At 44.2% G+C, this 20165-nt stretch carries 18 protein-coding genes; 9 read left to right on the top strand and 9 right to left on the bottom strand.

Features of this window, described 5'->3' with window-relative positions; translation table 11 throughout:
* Nucleotides 1-90 precede the first annotated feature (90 nt).
* On the bottom strand, nucleotides 91-2130 hold the full coding sequence (locus L9Q39_RS10460; RefSeq protein ID WP_237485011.1) for a bifunctional diguanylate cyclase/phosphodiesterase: 2040 nt from the start codon (nucleotides 2128-2130) through the stop codon (nucleotides 91-93).
* A gap of 179 nt (nucleotides 2131-2309) precedes the next feature.
* Between L9Q39_RS10460 and ubiT the strand changes: the two genes are divergently transcribed.
* The 5 genes from ubiT (at nucleotide 2310) to prfC (ending at nucleotide 6142) form a co-directional block, all read left to right on the top strand.
* Nucleotides 2310-2834, top strand: a complete 525-nt coding sequence (gene ubiT / locus L9Q39_RS10455) for a ubiquinone anaerobic biosynthesis accessory factor UbiT (RefSeq protein WP_237485010.1) — start codon at nucleotides 2310-2312, stop codon at nucleotides 2832-2834.
* Nucleotides 2824-3345: a GNAT family N-acetyltransferase gene (locus L9Q39_RS10450; protein WP_237485009.1), complete on the top strand. Its 522-nt coding sequence runs from the start codon at nucleotides 2824-2826 to the stop codon at nucleotides 3343-3345. Before ubiT ends, L9Q39_RS10450 begins: the two co-directional genes overlap by 11 nt.
* 119 nt (nucleotides 3346-3464) lie before the next feature.
* A complete protein-coding gene (locus L9Q39_RS10445; RefSeq protein ID WP_237485008.1) occupies nucleotides 3465-3935 on the top strand; it encodes a DNA polymerase III subunit psi in 471 nt (156 codons plus the stop codon).
* Entirely contained in the window at nucleotides 3928-4383 is a 456-nt protein-coding gene (gene rimI, locus L9Q39_RS10440) for a ribosomal protein S18-alanine N-acetyltransferase (RefSeq protein WP_237485007.1), read from the top strand. The genes L9Q39_RS10445 and rimI overlap by 8 nt, the downstream gene beginning before the upstream one ends.
* Before the next feature lie 169 nt (nucleotides 4384-4552).
* The gene (gene prfC / locus L9Q39_RS10435; RefSeq protein ID WP_237485006.1) at nucleotides 4553-6142 is read left to right on the top strand and encodes a peptide chain release factor 3; all 1590 of its coding nucleotides are present in this window, start codon (nucleotides 4553-4555) and stop codon (nucleotides 6140-6142) included.
* A gap of 264 nt (nucleotides 6143-6406) precedes the next feature.
* Here prfC and L9Q39_RS10430 read toward each other — a convergent pair whose 3' ends face one another.
* The gene (locus L9Q39_RS10430; RefSeq protein WP_237485005.1) at nucleotides 6407-6925 is read right to left on the bottom strand and encodes a regulatory protein ToxS; all 519 of its coding nucleotides are present in this window, start codon (nucleotides 6923-6925) and stop codon (nucleotides 6407-6409) included.
* 11 nt (nucleotides 6926-6936) lie between these two features.
* Entirely contained in the window at nucleotides 6937-7788 is an 852-nt protein-coding gene (locus L9Q39_RS10425; RefSeq protein ID WP_237485004.1) for a winged helix-turn-helix domain-containing protein, read from the bottom strand.
* A gap of 339 nt (nucleotides 7789-8127) precedes the next feature.
* Between L9Q39_RS10425 and htpG the strand changes: the two genes are divergently transcribed.
* The 3 genes from htpG (at nucleotide 8128) to hemH (ending at nucleotide 12209) form a co-directional block, all read left to right on the top strand.
* Nucleotides 8128-10032, top strand: a complete 1905-nt coding sequence (gene htpG / locus L9Q39_RS10420) for a molecular chaperone HtpG (RefSeq protein ID WP_237485003.1) — start codon at nucleotides 8128-8130, stop codon at nucleotides 10030-10032.
* A 317-nt stretch (nucleotides 10033-10349) separates the two neighbouring features.
* On the top strand, nucleotides 10350-10994 hold the full coding sequence (adk, locus tag L9Q39_RS10415) for an adenylate kinase (RefSeq protein WP_237485002.1): 645 nt from the start codon (nucleotides 10350-10352) through the stop codon (nucleotides 10992-10994).
* A 243-nt stretch (nucleotides 10995-11237) separates the two neighbouring features.
* Nucleotides 11238-12209, top strand: coding sequence for a ferrochelatase (hemH, locus tag L9Q39_RS10410; protein WP_237485001.1), 972 nt, complete (start codon nucleotides 11238-11240; stop codon nucleotides 12207-12209).
* Nucleotides 12210-12306: 97 nt separating this feature from the next.
* On the opposite strand, the gene L9Q39_RS10405 is transcribed toward hemH, so the two are convergent.
* The 3 genes from L9Q39_RS10405 to L9Q39_RS10395 form a co-directional block, all read right to left on the bottom strand.
* Entirely contained in the window at nucleotides 12307-12462 is a 156-nt protein-coding gene (locus L9Q39_RS10405) for a DUF3012 domain-containing protein (protein WP_237485000.1), read from the bottom strand.
* A 233-nt stretch (nucleotides 12463-12695) separates the two neighbouring features.
* On the bottom strand, nucleotides 12696-13430 hold the full coding sequence (locus tag L9Q39_RS10400; RefSeq protein ID WP_237484999.1) for an oligogalacturonate-specific porin KdgM family protein: 735 nt from the start codon (nucleotides 13428-13430) through the stop codon (nucleotides 12696-12698).
* 476 nt (nucleotides 13431-13906) lie between these two features.
* Entirely contained in the window at nucleotides 13907-15298 is a 1392-nt protein-coding gene (locus L9Q39_RS10395; RefSeq protein WP_237484998.1) for a peptide MFS transporter, read from the bottom strand.
* A gap of 294 nt (nucleotides 15299-15592) precedes the next feature.
* Here L9Q39_RS10395 and rfaH point away from each other — a divergent pair, with 294 nt between their 5' ends.
* Nucleotides 15593-16087: a transcription/translation regulatory transformer protein RfaH gene (rfaH, locus tag L9Q39_RS10390; protein ID WP_237484997.1), complete on the top strand. Its 495-nt coding sequence runs from the start codon at nucleotides 15593-15595 to the stop codon at nucleotides 16085-16087.
* 93 nt (nucleotides 16088-16180) lie between these two features.
* On the opposite strand, the gene L9Q39_RS10385 is transcribed toward rfaH, so the two are convergent.
* The 3 genes from L9Q39_RS10385 to L9Q39_RS10375 all read right to left on the bottom strand — a co-directional run bounded on the left by L9Q39_RS10385 (nucleotide 16181) and on the right by L9Q39_RS10375 (nucleotide 20135).
* Nucleotides 16181-18079 carry a PhoX family protein gene (locus L9Q39_RS10385; RefSeq protein ID WP_237484996.1) on the bottom strand — a complete coding sequence of 633 codons (1899 nt, stop codon included), beginning with the start codon at nucleotides 18077-18079 and terminating at the stop codon, nucleotides 16181-16183.
* Between the two features lie 393 nt (nucleotides 18080-18472).
* Nucleotides 18473-19504, bottom strand: coding sequence for a 2,3,4,5-tetrahydropyridine-2,6-dicarboxylate N-succinyltransferase (gene dapD, locus L9Q39_RS10380; RefSeq protein WP_237484995.1), 1032 nt, complete (start codon nucleotides 19502-19504; stop codon nucleotides 18473-18475).
* A 325-nt stretch (nucleotides 19505-19829) separates the two neighbouring features.
* Nucleotides 19830-20135 carry a YebG family protein gene (locus L9Q39_RS10375; RefSeq protein ID WP_237484994.1) on the bottom strand — a complete coding sequence of 102 codons (306 nt, stop codon included), beginning with the start codon at nucleotides 20133-20135 and terminating at the stop codon, nucleotides 19830-19832.
* Between the last annotated feature and the right edge of the window lie 30 nt (nucleotides 20136-20165).

Below are 20165 nucleotides of genomic sequence, written 5' to 3'. Positions count from 1 at the left end.
AAAAGAAACGTTAAGCGCCTATTTGATGTGGGGCATATTTAGGGGAATAAGTGAAGATTAATACCCAAGTATTCACTTGGGTATTTGGGGCTAATTTCGATGGCGACGACTTTGAGCGAATAAAGCCTCAACTTCATGCCTAGGCTGTGGGCGATGGAAATGAAACCCTTGAATTGAGTTACAGTTTAAATTCGACAGTAACGTCGCTTGATGGCGAGTCTCTACCCCTTCGGCTACCACGGTTAAGTTGAGTGATTTACCAAGATTAATGATGTTCTCTATCACCGTTAACTGTTTGGGCAGAGTGTCGATGTCCATAATAAAGGCACGGTCAATCTTGAGCTCATCGATAGGGAAGTGCGCAAGATAGGACAAGGAAGAGTAGCCAGTACCAAAGTCATCGATTGACAGGGCGAACCCCAGTTTTTTGATCGCATCCAGCATTTGCAAAGTGTGCTCACTGTTACTCATTACTGCACTTTCAGTCAGCTCGAAGGTAATACAACTCGGATCCAGCCCAGTACTCTTTAGCAGCTTCTCCATGTAATCGATGAGCTTAGGGTTACCAAATTGTTCTGGTGATAGGTTAATGGCAACCCGTCCAGGTAATATGCCTTGTAATTTCCAACGCTTAACGGTATTGAAAACTTCACGCATGACTACACGACCTAAGGTTTCAATTAAGCCCGCTTGCTCAGCTACCGGGATAAAAGAGCCCGGACTGATATAGCCTTCAACAGGATGTTTCCAGCGAACCAGTGCCTCTGCACCATTAATGCTAAAGTCACGAGCATTCACTTTTGGTTGATACCAAACCTCAAGACCGTTCTGCTGTAACGCTTTTTGTAATTCAATTTCCATCCAAAGCCTCATACGGGCTTCTTTATTCATCTGGTCATTAAACTTAATCAGTCGGTTGCGACCGCGTGCTTTTGCCTCATACATAGCGGTATCGGCATTTTGCAGTAAGATTCGTGGATCATTACCATCTTGCGGGTAGTTAACACTACCGATAGAGCAGGCAAGTCGTTTGCTAAAGTGGTGCAGGTCAAACGGTTGGTTAATCAAGCTGATGATTTTATCAGCCAGCGTTTCTGCGGCACTGGCCGTCTCTGGTTCAGGAAGGATAATACCGAATTCGTCTCCTCCTAAATGAGCCAATACAGCCTCTTGAGGAAGATGACGCTTTAATCTTGAAGAGACTTCTTGAATCACGCGGTCACCAATATGGTGTCCCAGTGAGTCATTGATGTTTTTAAAGTTATCGATGTCAAGATAGAGCATAACCAGCGGCACTTTTTTCTGGATAAAGCCATCGAGACAACGGGTAAAGCCCAAACGGTTATAGAGTTTGGTCAATGTGTCGATATTGATGTCTTCATTGCCGCTCTGCGAAACTGGCTTAGGCTTATCATCCAGATCTTGAATTAAGATAAGATACGCACTTTGACCAAGCATGTTCGCGTGGTCGATATGCAGAGACAAACGACGGTTTGCGCCACAGTAATCGCTGGTATTAAAGTACAAAGGTTGTTGAGATTGCCCATCGTCGAAGGATAGTTTTGCGCTGCGATTGGTTTTAGGATCAACTAACAGTTGGCTTAAGGGCTCACCGAGTAAACTGGTGTAATCGGCATAGCCAAACAGACGAGCAGCGGCAGGGTTTGCAGACAAGATGCAATCATCTTCGACCACAACAAAGCCATCAGGAATTAATTTAGAGAGTTTGATGAACTTGCTTTCTGTTTCCTCTAGAGAGCGAGTTAAGATCTGTTTTTCTGAGCTGTCGATGGCATGGAAAACAATAAATTCAATCACACCATTGAATTCAATCGGCGAAACGCTGAAATGAAGGCTGGATTCAACGTCCGCTTCATCGAGCGCGATTTCGGCTTCAATGGATTCACCGGTAAAGGCTCGATCGTAGTAGGACTTAAGCTGGGTATAAAAACGTTCCCCCAAAACTTGCATGTCATTCATGCCCACGAGATCGTTGTGGGTCAAGCCGGCAACATCGCAGTAGCGATCGTTGACCATATGATACTGATGCTTGTCATCCAGAATAGCGAAGAAGAAAGGGCTATTGGATGTTAATTTAGCAAAGTATTCCTTTAACAGTGTGGATGACATCAATGTACTACCGGTTCTCTGGAGTGCTTATATTACAGAACCCCTCCACTATAACCGTGATCAGCTTTAGAAGAAAGGGGCGGGATATTAAGCTAAAAATTTTTGACGCATAACAGGATTTTTTTCAGACGAATACCGTATTATGGTCTGAACAATCTACAAATTAACGGAAAAACCGCGTGTTAGACAAGATTAGAAGTCAACTAGTTAATAATGCAGCCCAAATTTTGCGATCTCCAGTCCACTTTTTGCCAAATAAATTGCAGAACATGATTCTATTAGAGGGAATGAAAGCGGTTTTTAAAGAAGCACTAGAAGACGGTGACTTTGAATTTTTGCAGGAAAAGTGGTTAAAAATTCATATTCGTGATCTGAACTTGAGCTGGTTTATCTCTTATGACGATGAACAACTTATTGTCGCCGATACACCAAAACAACAAGATGTTAGCTTTAGTGGCGACCTTAATGATTTAGTGTTGATCGCGGGTCGAAAAGAAGACCCTGATACTCTGTTTTTCCAAAGAAGGTTAAGTATTGAGGGCGATACAGAGCTGGGTCTTGAGGTGAAAAACTTAATGGATAGTGTAGACTTGGACGCGCTACCCAAGCCAATGTTTAACGCGTTAATGCGTCTGGCTGAATTTGTTCATCAAGGTTTACAACCCTCTCCGAACCTAAGCAAAGGAACCTCAAATGCTTATTAGAACTGAAGCGCCCGCTGACATTTTAGTCATCGACCAACTTTTGAAATCGGTGTTTGATACCGATGCAGAAGCGAATTTGGTCAAATCATTAAGAGAAAACAGTCAGTTGACGTTGTCGCTTGTGGCTTGTAGTGATGAAGGTGAGGTGCTAGGACATGTGCTGTTTTCACCAGTCACGTTGAATGGTCAAGATATGTTATGGCAAGGTTTAGCCCCTCTTGCTGTAGCAAAAGCGCACCAAGGTAAGGGCATCGCTAAAGCGTTAGTGAAAGAAGCCTTTGAGATTTTACCCGAGCTTGGCTACCCAGCCTGTGTTGTGCTTGGCGATCCGAGCTACTATCAAAAATTTCAATTTGAATCAGCCAGTGACTACGATTTGACCTGTCAATGGGAAGGGGAAGTACCACAAGGGGCATTTCAGGTGCGTTCTTTAGTGGAAGCGCCATTACAAGTGTTGCTAGAACAGCAGTCTGGTTTGATCGAGTACAGTGCTGAGTTTAATCAGCTATAATTTGTTGTTGGTGGGTGAGCGTAGCGAGTTGCTCCTCAAACTTGGTTATTCAAGCCCGCTTTGCTACACTCCGCCTCGATAACTTTCTGCCTCGATAACCTTCCGCCCGAAAAGACCTTATGGAACTTGATAATACAAAACTGCAATTAATGGGGATACAAGGCTGGGAAGTCTCTCATCCTGAACGCATTCGCTGTCAACATCAGCCAAAAATTACCATACCCGATGATTGCCAGTTGCTGTTTGTTTCTTCTTCGTGCCCGACAGGTGAACTAGCAGAGTTTTATCAGAAAATCCTTAAAGCGATGAAGCTGACATTGGCAGACACACGACATATCCTTCCGGAGCACCTTCAATTTGTGCAAGCGAGTGAGAATTTAGTTTGGTTGTGGTTTGCTGGTGATAGCCATGCAGATTCTCATCTTACCGAGTTTCAGGAACGACTTGCTATTCAAGGTAAACCTAGCATGCAAGGTTTACCCAGCACTCAAGGTAAACTGCAAACTTTAACCTCACCTCTATTATCATCAGTACAGCAGTCTGATGGTGAAAAGCGTCAACTTTGGAATCAAATTCGCGCCTATGGATAACCTCGTTTTTCTGCCTCTAAATACAGAACACCTTGAATCAGTTTGGGCTATCGAACAGCACGCTCATTCACACCCTTGGAACGTCTCAATGATCAATGAACTTGAGGGGCGTGGCGCATTTAACTGTGCCATGTTGCTGGGTGATGAGGTGGTCGGCTACTTCTATGCGCAGGATATTGTTGGTGAAGTTTCACTCCTTAATATTGCCATCCATCCTCAACACCAAGGCAAAGGCTTGGGGCGTCAATTAGTCGGCTACTTTATTGCTGAATGTGAGAAGCGTGGCACCGAGAGTGCTTGGCTAGAAGTGCGGGAAAGTAACTCCGCTGCGGTGATGCTTTATTTGAGTGAAGGGTTTAATGAGGTCGATCGACGACGTGATTATTACCCCAGCGAACAGGGTAGAGAAGACGCCATTATTATGAGCTACTACTTTCTGTTTGCTTAACCTCGCTACTTTCAATCCCTATCCATCATTTCATGGCGAACAAAGAAGTCATTGAGAAACTGCGCTAGATCGGTGAAAATAGCGCCCATTATTTTTTCGACGCCTTTGAGCAGCAAGTGGTTGTGAAACCATCGACTTGCGACTCAGCAAACCAAGAAGATCGAGATTCATGTCAAATCCTCAATTTCAGCAACAAGTTTCTAAACGTAGAACTTTTGCCATCATCTCGCACCCGGATGCGGGTAAGACCACCATCACTGAAAAAGTACTGTTATTCGGACGCGCAATACAATCTGCCGGTACAGTAAAAGGTCGCGGTAGCGCTCAGCACGCTAAGTCGGACTGGATGGAGATGGAAAAAGAGCGTGGTATCTCGGTGACAACCTCCGTGATGCAATTCCCGTTCAATGAATGTCTTGTTAACTTACTTGATACTCCGGGACACGAGGATTTCTCTGAAGATACTTACCGTACTCTAACAGCGGTTGACTCTTGTTTGATGGTGATCGATGCCGCGAAAGGTGTTGAAGACCGTACACGTAAATTAATGGAAGTGACCCGCCTGCGTGATACGCCAATTGTCACTTTCATGAACAAACTAGACCGTGACATTCGTGATCCAATGGAGTTGCTTGATGAGGTAGAAAGCGAGCTTAATATCGCTTGCGCACCAGTATCTTGGCCGATTGGTTGTGGTAAAGAGTTTAAGGGTGTTTACCATATTCACCGTGATGAAACGATCCTTTATTCAACTGGTCAAGGTCATACTATCCAAGACGAAGTGATCATCAAAGGCTTGGATAACCCAGAACTCGATCAAGCGATCGGTGACGATCTAGCTGAGCAATTACGTGAAGAGCTAGAGCTTGTATTGGGTGCCTCTCACGAATTTGATCGCGAGCTTTTCCTCAAGGGTGAATTAACACCGGTATTCTTTGGTACCGCACTGGGTAACTTTGGTGTTGACCATATGCTGACGGGATTAACGGATTGGGCTCCAGCACCGATGCCGCGTCAAGCAAACGAGCGGCAAGTTGACGCAGAGGAAGAGAAGTTCTCTGGGTTTGTGTTTAAGATCCAAGCAAACATGGATCCAAAGCACCGTGACCGTATTGCCTTTATGCGTATTGTGTCTGGTACATACAATCAAGGCATGAAGATGAATCATGTGCGTATCGGCAAGCAAATTAACGTATCCGATGCCGTCACCTTTATGGCGGGTGACCGTTCACGCGCAGAGAATGCGTATGCGGGTGACATCATTGGTCTGCATAACCACGGAACAATCCAGATTGGTGACACCTTCACTCAAGGTGAAGCGTTGAAGTTTTCGGGGATTCCTAACTTCGCACCTGAATTATTCCGCCGTATTCGTCTAAGAGATCCACTGAAACAGAAGCAGTTGCTTAAGGGCTTAGTCCAGCTTTCAGAAGAGGGTGCCGTACAGGTTTTCCGTCCACTACAAAATAACGACCTAATCGTTGGTGCGGTCGGTGTGCTTCAGTTTGATGTGGTCGTGGCACGTCTTAAGTCTGAGTACAACGTTGAAGCTATCTATGAAAGCATTAACGTTGCCACAGCGCGTTGGGTTGAGTGCGAAGATGAGAAGATACTGGAAGAATTCAAGCGCAAGAATCAGCAAAACCTAGCGCTTGATGGTGGTGATAACCTCAGTTATGTTGCCCCAACGATGGTTAATCTAAACCTAGCGAAAGAACGTTTCCCAGAAGTGGCGTTCCGCGCAACTCGCGAACACTAATCCGCTATCTCCCTATTAGTAGGAGATATGGTAGATAGTAGGAGATATGGTAGAAAATAGGTAATTTCAATCCGTCACCTACTTTGATCCGCATTGTGCTTCGATGGTCGTAAAAATGGCTTGAAAAATAGCGATTTTTTTAAAGCTGAATAGTCATAGAAACGCGATAACGATAAAAAATAGCGATAAAAAAGGAAGCCAATATGGCTTCCTTAATAGTATCTAAATTTTGTTTTATGAACTCAGTCTGTCGTTAGCCCATGCCTAGTTAGAAAACAGTACTGACGAGCCTTGGTTCAAGCTGGTCAACAATAGCGTTTTCTCATCGACCACATCAACGCGTCGGCTTTGTTGCGCTTCTAAGCGTAAAAACTGTTTGATCAAAGTCAACTGGCTTGGTGTAAATTCATTGGATTGAGCTGAAGCGGCATCTTGAAATTCTCTAGGAGAAAGCAGTAGATAGTTATCGCTCATTTGCCACTCCCCTTTTTCCGATACCTTGTAAACGGTCTGCTTGTCAGCCTCTTGACCGAATAGTCGAAGCGTTGATTCACGAATGTAATCGCCATTAGGAAGATAGCGCACGTTTGAGAATAGCTCTAAACGACTGAGTGGACCGATATTGCTATCACTATGTTCATTTTCAGCGACAACGCCCACCAAGTTAGATTGCCACTCTTTTGAAGTCAGAACCTGTTCCAACTCACTGGTACTATTCCAATACAACCAGCCACTCATGAATGCAGAAAAGGTCAGTAAAGCTAATGCGTGTTTCATTTTCATAGTCATTCCCCTTATTCGCACTTAATGGCTAAATCTTGCTGAGCACCGAAAATACGGATGGTGCTGTTTTCGCTTGAATGTGCAATGTTGTGGATGAAGTTAATAGAAATTTGCCCGGTACTTTCACCCGTGACAATCGCTTTTACTGGTTTTGCTTCGCTCTGATGAGCATCAATATAGTTCGTTACGCACTGGTCAACTTTCGATAACCAAGGGGTAATGTCGGTATGATTAGCTGGCGTTAAAATTTCGACATTATCTAGGGTGCTGATGTGCTTGAATGCTTCTTCTTTGGGAGTAGAGAAGTAGGCGAAGAGAGGTAAAATGATCGCGACAGCAACAATCAACCAAGTATTGGATGAGGTTTTAGGTTTCTTTATCTCATCATTCGAAGTTGAGGGTTGAATGACTTCCGATACGGGTTCTTCAACGATGACCTCAGGCTCTATATTAGGTTGAGGTGTTGGTTTTTTCGGTTCATCGGTGACATCTTCAGATGGCAGGATGTCGACGTTTTCAACGTTTTCAACCGAAGAAATCAGCTGATATCCACGCTTGGGAACTGTTCGAACAAACTGTGGCGATTTAGTCGGATCTTGCAGCATTTTTCGTAACGTTGAGATCGCTTGAGTCAAGCTTGAATCATCAACTTCAAAGCCTTGGTCACGCCAGACATACTCATGCAATTCATTACGAGTGACGATTTGATTTGGTCGCTCAACGAGCAGCTTTAGAATACGACTTTCATTGCTACCAAGACGGACGGGATCTGAGGCTTGGGAGGTTTGGTCTGTGAGCAGATTGTTATCAGAATCAAATAGAAACTTCTGACCAAGGATAAATTGGTTGCGGATAGTGTTCATTAAACTCTTCTTTATTGGTGTTTATAGCCTAAGCTCGTGTCTCTACCACTCTTTAATTTCAGAATGCTGGAGCGAGAATATACACCCATATCGTCAAGCTAATGTTAGTTCCTGCACATTAATAGGTCTCATCCTGAGAGGACTTTAGATACAAGGGATTTTAGTTATTTTTTTTATTTTGGTCGCTAGGATAATCAAAATTAATAAAAAAAACAGTATTTTTATGTTTTTTGACCTTGAATTTACAATCGACAGCCTCATTTCTTAATTCGACATAATATCGCTTTGCCAAGCTCGGTGTTGCTGAGACTTGGCATGACTGGCAAACATGGAGTTCACATGAGCACTACTGAGACTAAAAACAAAGAAACTCGTGGCTTTCAATCTGAAGTGAAACAGCTACTTCATCTAATGATTCACTCTCTGTATTCAAACAAAGAAATTTTTCTACGAGAGTTGATTTCGAATGCGTCTGACGCCGCAGATAAACTGCGTTTCCAAGCACTATCTAACGCTGAACTTTACCAAGGTGATGCAGATCTTGGCGTCAAACTTTCGTTCGACGTAGAGAACAATACGCTGACCGTTTCGGATAACGGTGTCGGTATGACTCGCGATGATGTGATTGAGCATTTAGGCACCATTGCTAAGTCTGGTACCAAAGAATTTTTCTCAAAATTGACGGACGAACAGGGCAAAGATTCCCAGCTTATCGGTCAATTTGGTGTGGGTTTCTACTCTGCCTTTATTGTGGCTGATGCGGTAACAGTACGCACTCGCGCGGCAGGTCTGGCGTCAGATCAAGCGGTTCAATGGCACTCCGAAGGCGAAGGTGAGTACAGCATTGAAGACATCACCAAAGAGACGCGTGGTACGGATATCGTGCTGCATATGCGCGAAGAGGGTAAAGAGTTTCTATCTGAGTGGCGCTTAAAAGAAGTGATCAGTAAGTACTCTGACCATATCGGTATTCCAGTTTCTATCTGGACTAAAGAGCGTGATGAAGAGGGCAATGAAACCGAGACGGGCAAGTGGGAGCAGATCAATAAGGCGCAAGCGTTATGGACTCGTAATAAATCTGATATCTCAGAAGAAGAATATAATGAGTTCTATAAGCATGTTTCCCATGACTTTGCCGATCCTCTCACTTGGAGCCACAACCGAGTTGAAGGTAAAAACGATTACACTAGCCTGCTCTATATTCCAGCTAAAGCACCATGGGATATGATGAACCGCGACCATAAGAGTGGTTTGAAACTCTATGTTCAACGTGTGTTTATTATGGATGATGCCGAGCAATTTATGCCGTCTTATCTGCGTTTTGTTCGTGGCTTAATTGATTCGAATGATCTCCCACTCAACGTTTCTCGTGAAATCTTGCAAGATAATAAAGTGACTCAATCATTACGCAGTGCATGTACTAAGCGTGTACTGACAATGCTTGAGCGCATAGCGAAGAATGACGAAGAAAAATACCAGTCATTCTGGAAAGAGTTTGGTATGGTCCTCAAAGAGGGACCGGCAGAAGACATGAGCAATAAAGAGAAAGTCGCTGGTCTACTGCGCTTTGCTTCAACTCATGTGGATAGTGCCGATCAAACCATTTCTCTTGCTGCTTACGTTGAGCGTATGAAAGAAGAGCAAGATACGATTTATTACCTGACAGCAGACAGTTATGCGGCAGCGAAAAACAGCCCACACCTTGAGCAATTTAAAGCGAAAGGCATTGAAGTGGTGCTGATGTATGACCGTATCGACGAATGGTTAATGAACTACTTAACCGAGTTTGATGGTAAACAGTTCCAGTCGATCACCAAAGCGGGTCTTGATCTCAGCAAGTTCGAAGACGAAGCCGAGAAAGAGAAACAGAAAGAGACGGAAGAAGAGTTTAAATCTGTTGTCGAGCGTACCAAGAGCTATCTAGGTGAGCGCGTAAAAGAAGTTCGTACCACCTTTAAACTTGCCTCAACGCCAGCGGTGGTGGTGACCGATGACTTTGAGATGGGCACACAGATGGCTAAGTTGCTTGCTGCTGCTGGTCAAGAAGTACCTGAGGTGAAATATATTTTCGAAATTAACCCAGAGCATGCGTTAGTGAAGCGTATGGCAGATGAGCCAGATGAAGAACAATTTGGTCGTTGGGTTGAAGTGTTATTGGGTCAAGCCATGCTTGCAGAGCGCGGTTCAATGACCGATCCATCGCAATTTGTGGTGGCGATCAACCAACTTTTGTCTAAGGCTTAAACCGTTTTTTCTAAGGTTCCAACCGCTATAAAAACAATTAATGAGCCCCGTACTGCGGGGTTTATTAATTTTATGGATAAAAAGAAATTAAACTTAAGCAATATTGCTGCTTTATTAGTCATTCTTTGGTCTTATTATACGCCTTTTATGAATTTTCTGTGATAGAATTCCGGCACCAAATTTGACGCTCCCTAAAGCGGCTAAAACGTTTATACCGAAACTTATCGTTCATCATTTGTGGCGTAATTATGCTCGTCGTAAATTAGGCTCACAGTAAGCTTCGGTATGAAAACTTTCGATTTATAAGAGGATCAATCATGCGCATCATTCTGTTAGGTGCTCCAGGTGCAGGTAAAGGCACTCAAGCTCAATTCATCATGGAGAAATACGGCGTTCCACAAATCTCTACCGGTGATATGTTACGTGCCGCGATCAAAGCAGGTACTGAGCTTGGCAAAAAAGCGAAAGCGGTTATTGATGCAGGCCAATTGGTTTCAGATGACATCATTTTAGGTCTAATCAAAGAGCGTATTGCTCAGGATGATTGCGAAAAAGGCTTCCTACTTGATGGCTTCCCTCGTACTATTCCTCAAGCGGATGGTCTAAAAGAGATGGGTGTTGACGTTGATTATGTCATTGAATTTGATGTTGCGGATGACGTGATCGTTGAACGCATGGCTGGTCGTCGTGCTCACCTTGCATCAGGTCGTACTTACCACGTGGTTTACAACCCGCCAAAAGTGGAAGGTAAAGATGACGTGACAGGTGAAGATCTTGTTGTACGTGATGATGACAAAGAAGAAACCGTTCGCGCGCGTCTAGGTGTTTATCATGACCAAACGGCTCCGCTGATCTCTTACTATGGTAACGAAGCAGAAGCTGGCAACACTAAGTACCTAAAATTTGACGGTACTAAGCAAGTTGACGAAGTTAGCGCCGATATCGAGAAAGCACTGGCTTAACGGTTCGCTGCTACGCAATAAGTTCTTTGCGTAATAAGCTTAGTTATAACTGATAAGCTCTTTATCATATAAGCGCTTTACAAAATAAGCTTTTGCGAAAATCAATACTGAACCGCTCACCATTTGGTGGGCGGTTTTTTTATGTGTTAAATCCCTGTTGTCAGTGTAAAAATTTGATCTATTTAGATTAACTCTAGGTATAATTGAACCCTTAAGACTGCTTTACGAAAAAATAAGGACTTTATGAACGAGCCTGTCAAAAAAGGGGTGTTGCTGGTCAATCTTGGTACGCCCAGTGAACCTACAGCAAAGGGAATCAAACAGTTTTTGCAACAGTTTCTTCATGACCATCGTGTGGTCGATATGACTCGCTGGTTATGGTGCCCTATCTTACACGGTGTCATTCTACCGATACGTTCCCCTAAGGTTGCCAAGCTGTATCAATCGGTCTGGATGGAAGAGGGATCGCCTTTGATGGTCTACTCACAAAGACAGGTTACCAAGTTGAGGCAGCAACTCAATATGCCTGTAGAGATGGCGATGACCTATGGTGAACCTTCCCTTGCAACCGGCTTAAATCGCTTATTAGAACAAGGGGTCGAGCAAGTCGTCGTACTTCCTCTATATCCTCAATATTCAGCCACCACAACAGCGGCGGCGTTTGATGCGTTAGCTAAGGCATGCAAACCGTTAGCGACTCTTCCTCATTTGACCTTAATTCGTGATTATCACAACCATGCGATGTACATCAAAGCATTGGCTGATAAAGTGCGCCAACACTGGGCTGAACATGGTCAAGGTGACTATTTACTCTGTTCTTATCACGGCATACCGCAACGCTACGCGGATAATGGAGACATTTACCCTCAACATTGTCAGCAAACCACGAAACTGCTGGGTGAGGAGCTGGGTCTTGATGAATCGCAGTTTGGTATGAGCTATCAATCGATCTTTGGTCGAGAAGAGTGGTTAAAACCTTATACCGACAAAACCCTTGAGGCGCTGCCAGGAAAAGGGGTGAAAAAGCTTGATGTGATTACACCAGCATTCTCTGTCGATTGTTTAGAAACCCTTGAAGAGATCGCGGTGGAAGGCAAAGAGACCTTTTTGGAAGCGGGTGGGGAGTCGTTTCAATTTATTGCGTGTTTGAATGATAGTGATGCGCATATCAACATGATGGCGGAGTTGGTTCGAGGGGCTGAACTTAGACGTTAGGTTTTAGGTGCTAGGTTATAGGCACTAGGTTATAGGCGTTAGGGCTATTTGGGTAGAAACAGCAGCTTTTGGGCTGCTGTTTTGTTACTACTTAACGCTAGAAGATACAGTGTTTAGTAAAGTCTTTAGCTTCGTTGGCGGTCCAATCTCCCTTGGGTTTCTCTTTTAGGTCATTACACCACTCTTCACTTCCGACCTCGGTACAGGCAGCCAGTACCAAGCAGGCAAATAAGGCAGAGATCCATTTTTTCATACATAACTCCATCTGTTCAATTGTTTAACGATAAGTATATATCGAACTGACCCTAAGATGCAGAGTCAGAGGTGATTTGGCAATAACTCCTACAAAGAGTTAGCGAATTTGATGAGGGTAAATCGCTTTTGTTGGACATATTAAATGGGTTGGCTATTGGAGTTGGATGACAGTGAAATACAGGTATAAAAAAACCACCTTGTTCAAGGTGGTTTTTAACATATCAGCGGCGATTAAAAGCTGTACTTGATACCAACACGTGAACGTAGTTGGCGACCACCTTGATCGTCACCACATGAACTTGATGAACAACCGATGTTACCCAACTCCATGTATGGCGATAGGTTCCACTCTTTAAAGTTATAGCCTAGCTTAAAGTTGTAGTCCCAATCGTATTCACCGTTGGTACCCATTTTGTAATCGCTGTTGAAGAAGTCTTCAGCGTAGTTGGCTTCTACATCGTAGAAGAATGAGTTCCACTTACCAGAGATGTTAGCGGTCAGTTTACTTCTGTTCGCGTTATCTGCCTTAGTAGTTCCGTCACGGTAAGTAAAGCACTTTTCTTCTACAGACTCAGCACATACGCCAAACTCATGACGGTAGCGAAGTTTCGTTGTGATCAGGTTGTTGAACTTATATTGAACACGAACCTGTGGCTTATACGTTGTTTTCTTCTCGCCAAAAGTGATAGGCATAGAAGGTGTTACCGTGAATTTTTTGGTTACTTTGAATTTGTAACCGTATTCAAATTCGTTATCAGCCCACTCAATTTCACTAAATGGTTTACCAGTCTGCTTAATTTCGAGACCGAAGTAGTGGTTATCAACAGAGCCAGCCATTTTAAAACGACTGTTATATTGGTCTTGCTCGTTTCTGTACTCTTGGCGGAAATCGATTGATACGGCCGACGCGCTCGTCGCAGCAATCAGTGTTGCTGTTGCCACTGCAACTTTGGAAATTTTGTTCATTTTTAGTCTCTATTTCTTATTTAATGATCAGAGAGCGCTAAGCTCTTGAGTCTTTTGTGAATAGTAGTGATTTTCAAAAATTTCCGCTGCGATCATCATCACAGTAATATTCTAATTTGAAATAAAATAATACAATAAAACATGTTTGCTTATTGTTTGAGCTAATTTGTAATTTACTTGTTGGACAAAATGGAGGCTTTGATTACTTGCGATTGACGTGATTTTTCAGACTTATTGCTGTGAAGTGCTTGATATATGGTTGAATGATGGAGCGGAAGGGGCTGTTGTTTAGGAAATCGACGTTTTTATTGTGATTAAAATGGATTTGCGCAGGACATAAAGTGAGGGGAGTAAATGTTATATAGTCCTACAATTGCATAGGCTGTCTCAAGTCAAGTTCGATTTTTGACTTGAGACAGTGACTAATTTGAAGCAGTGATTAACGTGACGTTGAATTCATCTGAGGCAATAGGAGATTAAACGGTTTGTACTTGAGGCTGTTCGTCATCATGGGTTGCTAACTCGATTTTGCTTTCAGCGCCGTGCATCCAAGAAACCAATTTGTTAGAACATAATAGAAGAACAAGCGCACTCAAGGTCGCGGTAATGGCAATACCTCCAAAGATAGACATTGCGCCATATTCACCGACGTGTGAACCGATAAAACCTGCGACATAGTTGGCAATCGCATTAAAGCCAAACCAAGCGCCCATCATCAAAGAAGCAAGACGAAGTGGTGCCAGTTTGGTTACTAAGGATAGACCGATAGGCGACAAACATAATTCGCCTAATGTGTGGAAGAAGAAAGCACCCACTAGCCATAGCATCGAGGTTTTCACCGTCATGTCGCCACCTTGCTCTAACACCGCGCCCACCATACACAAGAAACCCAGAGCTAAGAATAAGAGAGCGAACGCAAACTTAATGGGCGAATTCGGCTCTTTGTTACCTAACTTGACCCAAAATGCCGCAAGAACAGGAGCAAGAGTGATAATGAAGAATGGGTTTAGCGATTGGAACCAAGCCGCTGGCACTTCGAAGTCGCCAATCATACGGTCAGTATATTGCTGGGTGTAGATATTCATCAAACCACCCGCTTGCTCGAAACCCGCCCAAAAAACGATCACAAACAAACCCATAATCAGAATCACTTTTAGGCGATCTTTTTCTTGAGTGGTAAGTGGTGTTTTCTCTTGATTAGGGTTGAGCTCTTTTGCCCTTGCTGCAGCAGGAACGGTGCCAATATCACCGAGCCATGAGCGCGCCAAAGTGATTTGCATGATAAGGCTGATCACCATACCAATCCCCGCAATCAAAAAACCAGCACGCCAGCCGAAAGAGTCTGTGACTGAACCCGCGATGATCCCAGCTAGCAAAGCACCAAGGTTAATCCCCATATAGAAGATAGTGAATGCGCCATCGCGTCTATGATCGCCTTCTTGATAAAGGTCACCGACCATCGTAGAAATGTTTGGCTTAAACATACCGTTACCAGCGATGAGTAGACCAAGTCCTAGGTAAAACATTTGCTCAACCGGTAGTCCCATGGAGGCTGCGGGTACGGCAAGGGTAAACTGACCGGCCGCCATCAAAGCACCACCAATAAGAATAGATTTACGTTGTCCGACGTAGTTGTCAGCTAACCAACCACCAATGAGCGGGGTAATGTAAACAAGACCGGTATAAATACCGTAGAGATCGAGTGCGTCTTTAGTTGTCCAACCCATACCACCGTTAATGGTGGCATCGGTAAGGAAAAGGACGAGGATAGCGCGCATAGCGTAGTAGGAAAATCGTTCCCACAACTCAGTGCTAAACAGAAGAAACAGACCGCGAGGGTGCCCAAATAGATTGTGTTGTGTGTTCATTATTGTGCTATATATTTTTATAAAGTTGGGCACAGGTATACGCCTGTGATAGTGCGAGTACAAGGATGCAGATATGTTTCAACTGTTGCTAATTTGTTTTATGTCCTTTTGAAACATAAAGTTACATTGGTGAAGTGCAGGAAAAACGTGCTGCAAACTTAGATTACAATTTTGAGTGGTTTGACACTGTCCATCGCTTCAAGTTCTCATACTGAGTGAGACAATGGAGTTTAGGTAAAAAGTGTTTGGTGGTAGTATCGGTGAGATTGCGTCAGTAGAACGAAGTTAATAAAAATGAAAAGTTGGTATCTTTTATATTGCAAACGAGGCGAGCAAGAGCGGGCTAAATCGCACTTAGCGAACCAAGGGTTGGAGTGCTATTATCCCGAGGTAATGGTAGAAAAGGTGAGGCGTGGCAAAATACAGAGTATAAAAGAGCCACTGTTTCCTAATTATGTATTTGTTAAGTTTGATTATCAAACCGGTCCTAGTTTTACCTCAGTTCGATCGACTCGTGGCGTTGTGGACTTTGTGCGCACGGGAGCGATGCCGACCGAAGTGAACCCAGATCTGGTCTACGATTTACAACAACTCGATAGCGAATTCGAGTTACAAAAACAGGTGGATCTTCCTGAAACTGGTGATGTGGTACGTATCAAGGCTGGGCAGTTTGCTGGGGTTGAAGCCATATTCCAGCAAGCGGATGGTGAGATGCGCTCCATTATGTTGGTACAGCTTATCAATCAATCGACACCCGTGAGCATCGACAATCGAGATCTCGAACTTTAGTTCTTTGCTAGATGCCTAGTCTTTCGCAAGATAAAAACAAAAACCGAGTGTTCAGTTGATACTCGGTTTTTGTTTTGAGCGAGGCTGGTATCGCTATGCGCCAATCACACCGCCATCTTTGCGTGTGATCATGATGACGGATGACCGCGGTATATGGTTTCCGCCATCAGGAAAGTGCGAGGGAGCAAGGTCTTCGCCAGGGTGCTGAACACCGACAAACATGGTTTTATAGTCGGGCGTAAAAGTCAGTCCAGTAATTTCACAGGCAATAGGTCCAGTAAGAAAACGGCGTATCTCACCAGTCTCTGGATCGGCGCATAACATTTGATTGTTGCCCATTCCGGAAAAATCCCCTTTATTTGAGTACTTACCGTCGGTTTGGATCCATAGTCGTCCGGCCAAGTCGAATCCAATACCATCTGGGCTATTAAACAAGTTGTCTTTATTAATGTTATCGGTACCGGCAAGTAATCCGTCTTTATGAACGTCAGGGTTACCTGCAAGAACGAAAATATCCCAATCAAAGCTATCAGCGGTATGGTCGCCTTGGTTTGGGTTCCAACGAATAATATGCCCGTATGGGTTTTTCTCTCGCGGGTTAACTTCATTAATGGGCTGAGATTCTCGCACCCCTCGATACTTGTTATTGGTTAAAGTACAGAAAACAGATTCGTTGTTTGGATGCACCGCAACCCACTCTGGTCTATCCATGGTAGTGGCACCAACTTGTGTCGCAGCAAGGCGAGCAAAAATCATCACGGATGCGGCATCCGGAAAACCATTTTCAGGCGTTAAGCCATTTTTACCCCAAGTGAGTTCGAGCCATTGCCCTTTGCCGTTCAATTCACCTTCCCTGCCTTCAAACTTAGCAACGTAAAGTGTGCCCTGTTCTAACAGATCACGATTTGAGTCAGCCCCAGCGGTATACTTGTGCTTCGATACAAACTTGTACAAATGCTCGCCTCGCTCATCATCGCCCAGATAGACCACAACATGCCCATCTTTATTGACCACAAGGGCGGCATTTTCATGTTTAAAGCGCCCCAGCGCACTGCGCTTTTTCGGCACAGAGTTTGGGTTCATTGGGTCGACTTCCACCACCCAACCGTGGCGATGGGGTTCGTTGGGTTCGTTCGACATATCAAAACGCGGGTCGAATTTGTACCAGTCGTAGCCCCAATCCTCCTTTTTTAGACCATAGCGGTCATAGGTATCGCCAAGTTTAGCGTCTGATGTGTTAGCAAAATAGCCGTTGAAGTTTTCTTCACAGGTGAGATAGGTGCCCCAAGGCGTTTGACCATTGGCGCAGTTGTTGAAAGTCCCCAAGATTTTACGACCGGATTTATCGGCATTGGTTTTCAATAGTGCATGACCTGCGGCAACGCCAGTCATCTCCATTTCAGTGAATGCGGTAATGCGACGGTTTAAACGGCTATCGAGGTTTACTTGCCAATGACCATTGCTTTTCTTCAATTCAATAATGGAAACACCGTGGGCAGCCTGCGCTTTTCGTACATCGTCTGCGGAGATGTTTTTACCTTGATGCTCATAGAGGTATTCGTTGTTGGTATACTCATTATTCACCGCTAAGACGGCGCGATCTTCTGAAATAGGGAACAGCGTCATACCGTCATTATTATCGCCAAATTGCATCGCTTGAGCGTTGGAGTCATTAGACTGACTAAAGTTTGGCGCATCTGAGTTAACGGCATCGCCCCAAGAGATAAGCAGGTTAGCTTGATAGCCTTCTGGTACTTCTATCGTGTCAGCGGTTGAAATGGGGATTGCATTGAAACCCATTAACGTTGATGTGCTCGGCATGGTATTAGCGATAGCTTGACTGACAGGATTCGCCGCAAAGAAACTGACGGTACTCGCTGCGCCAGTAGCTTTGAGAAAGTGGCGCCTTGACATAGCGGCGTCAATAAATTGGTTGAACTCGGGCTCTTGATCGAGTGGTCGTTGATCGTCGTTGTGGTTGAAAAGCTTCATACTGACTTCCTTTGTTTGCTATCGCTGCCTTGAGCATATGAGTGGTTGTTATTTGTCCAAAATACTACTTTCCAACTGTGACAGAGTGGTTGCATTGGGGTGTCTGGCTCCACTTACTTATATAGGTTGGGCAAATTATTCAATTGCTGCGTGGTTTACTGGATAGGTTGCGTGGGGCGTTACAGTGGCTTTGTTGGTTGTCAATAAATGAACCGATATCGAGATGAGAGGATAGGTAAAAATGCGGATAGCCGTTGATTCGACTGCGATAAAAATAAAGGCCCTGTTGCAAAACAACAGAGCCTTATAAAAAGCATTTGCCTATTTGAAGAGCAAATTACACCGTAATGGATACCATCAAAATCAACAATGCTTTGGTGAGTGAATACCGAGTTAGTTGTTGCTGTGCAACTCGCTATTTAGTTCAACCGCACTCTTGTTGGTTAGGCACTCGATTTGACCTGTCACTGAGTTACGACGGAAGAGTAAATCAGGCTTGCCTGCTAGATCACGCGCTTTAACGATTTCGACTTCCTGACCTTGTGCGTCCAGCATGCGTACTTTAGAACCGGCAGTCACATAAAGACCAGATTCAACCGTACAACGATCACCTAGTGGGAAGCCAAGACCTGCGTTTGCACCAAGTAGTGAGTTTTCACCGATAGAAACAACCACTGTGCCACCACCAGAAAGCGTCCCCATAATCGATGCGCCGCCACCAATATCTGAACCGTTGCCAACCATAACACCAGCAGAAATACGACCCTCAACCATGCTGACACCTGTTGTGCCCGCGTTGAAGTTGATGAAGCCTTCATGCATAACCGTTGTGCCTTCGCCCACATGTGCGCCAAGACGAACACGAGAAGTATCGGCAATACGAACACCTGCTGGAACCACGTAATCCACCATTTTAGGGAACTTATCAACGCAATCTACCGTTAGAGTTTCACCCGCTAGACGCGCTTCGATTTGACGCTCAGCCAGTTCAGGAAGATCGATAGCGCCCTGGTTAGTCCATGCGATGTTGTGCAGTAGACCGAAGATGCCGTCAAGCACTGTACCGTGAGGTTGAACTAGGCGGTTTGAGATAAGTTGTAGCTTCAAGAAGCCTTCTGCAACAGATTGAGGTTTTTCATCGCTAGCAAGAATAACCATTACCAGAGGCGTTGCGCTTTGCGCCGCTTTTTCTGCAAATTGAGCATTTTGTTCATCACCTTGACTAGCAAAGGCTGTGGCTAATTGTGGGCATTGCTCAGCCGTGATTTCGAACACTTGGTTGCCTTCGCTATAACCGATCACTTCTGCTACCGCAGCGACAAGTTCATCGCTTGGATTTAGGCGAGGAGTTGGGAAAAAAGCTTCAATGATTTTGCCGTCTCGGTTTTTAGTCGCCGTACCGAATGCGATAGAAAAAGTGGCCATAATGGTGTCTCTCCATAACTGTTAATCTGGTAAGTCCAATCAATTTCGATGATTGGTTATTGATAATTCATCTTAATAACTGCTTAACTCAGATGAAAGGGCAAAAGGGTCAAAAGTCCGTAGACGGATACCCATTGTCTTTTTAGCGATATTTTTTTCAATTAAGAAATTATCATCGTCGCTTGATAGTCGATAAAAAGCGTTAGAGCTGATAAAAAAGCCAGCACCCCTAAAGGAAGTACTGGCTAAAACTCAATAGCGCGTTGAATCGCCAAGTGGCGAGAAGGGTTTACTTCACGAACTTAAACTTGGCTTTTATTCAGCATTAAGCCGCATCAGGTTGTGCGTCTTCGCTCTCTGCAGTTTGGTCTTTTACAACTTTAGGCTTTTTCGGTGTTGGTTTGCGTTTGGCACCGAGTGCATAAAGGATCTCTTCTTTACGCTGAGCTAGGAACAGAGATAACTCTTCTTGCTTGCCATCATCCTCAATCAGCTGGCTCTCAGCAAGTAAGGTATAGAGTTCGTCTGCCATATCGAGCATTTTGTCATAAGCGTCAGCTTCTGCTTTAGAGGTAAAAGTCATCTTTTCTTCTCCGTTGCGTTCTACCACGTACTTGACGATTACAGCCATGGTTCATTCCTCAAAGTTGAAAATTAATAG

Source organism: Vibrio hippocampi (genome assembly GCF_921292975.1).
GTDB classification, from domain to species: Bacteria; Pseudomonadota; Gammaproteobacteria; order Enterobacterales; family Vibrionaceae; genus Vibrio; species Vibrio hippocampi.
The sequence above is the reverse complement of the archived record's forward strand: the minus strand, read 5'-3'. Positions and strand labels throughout refer to the sequence as shown.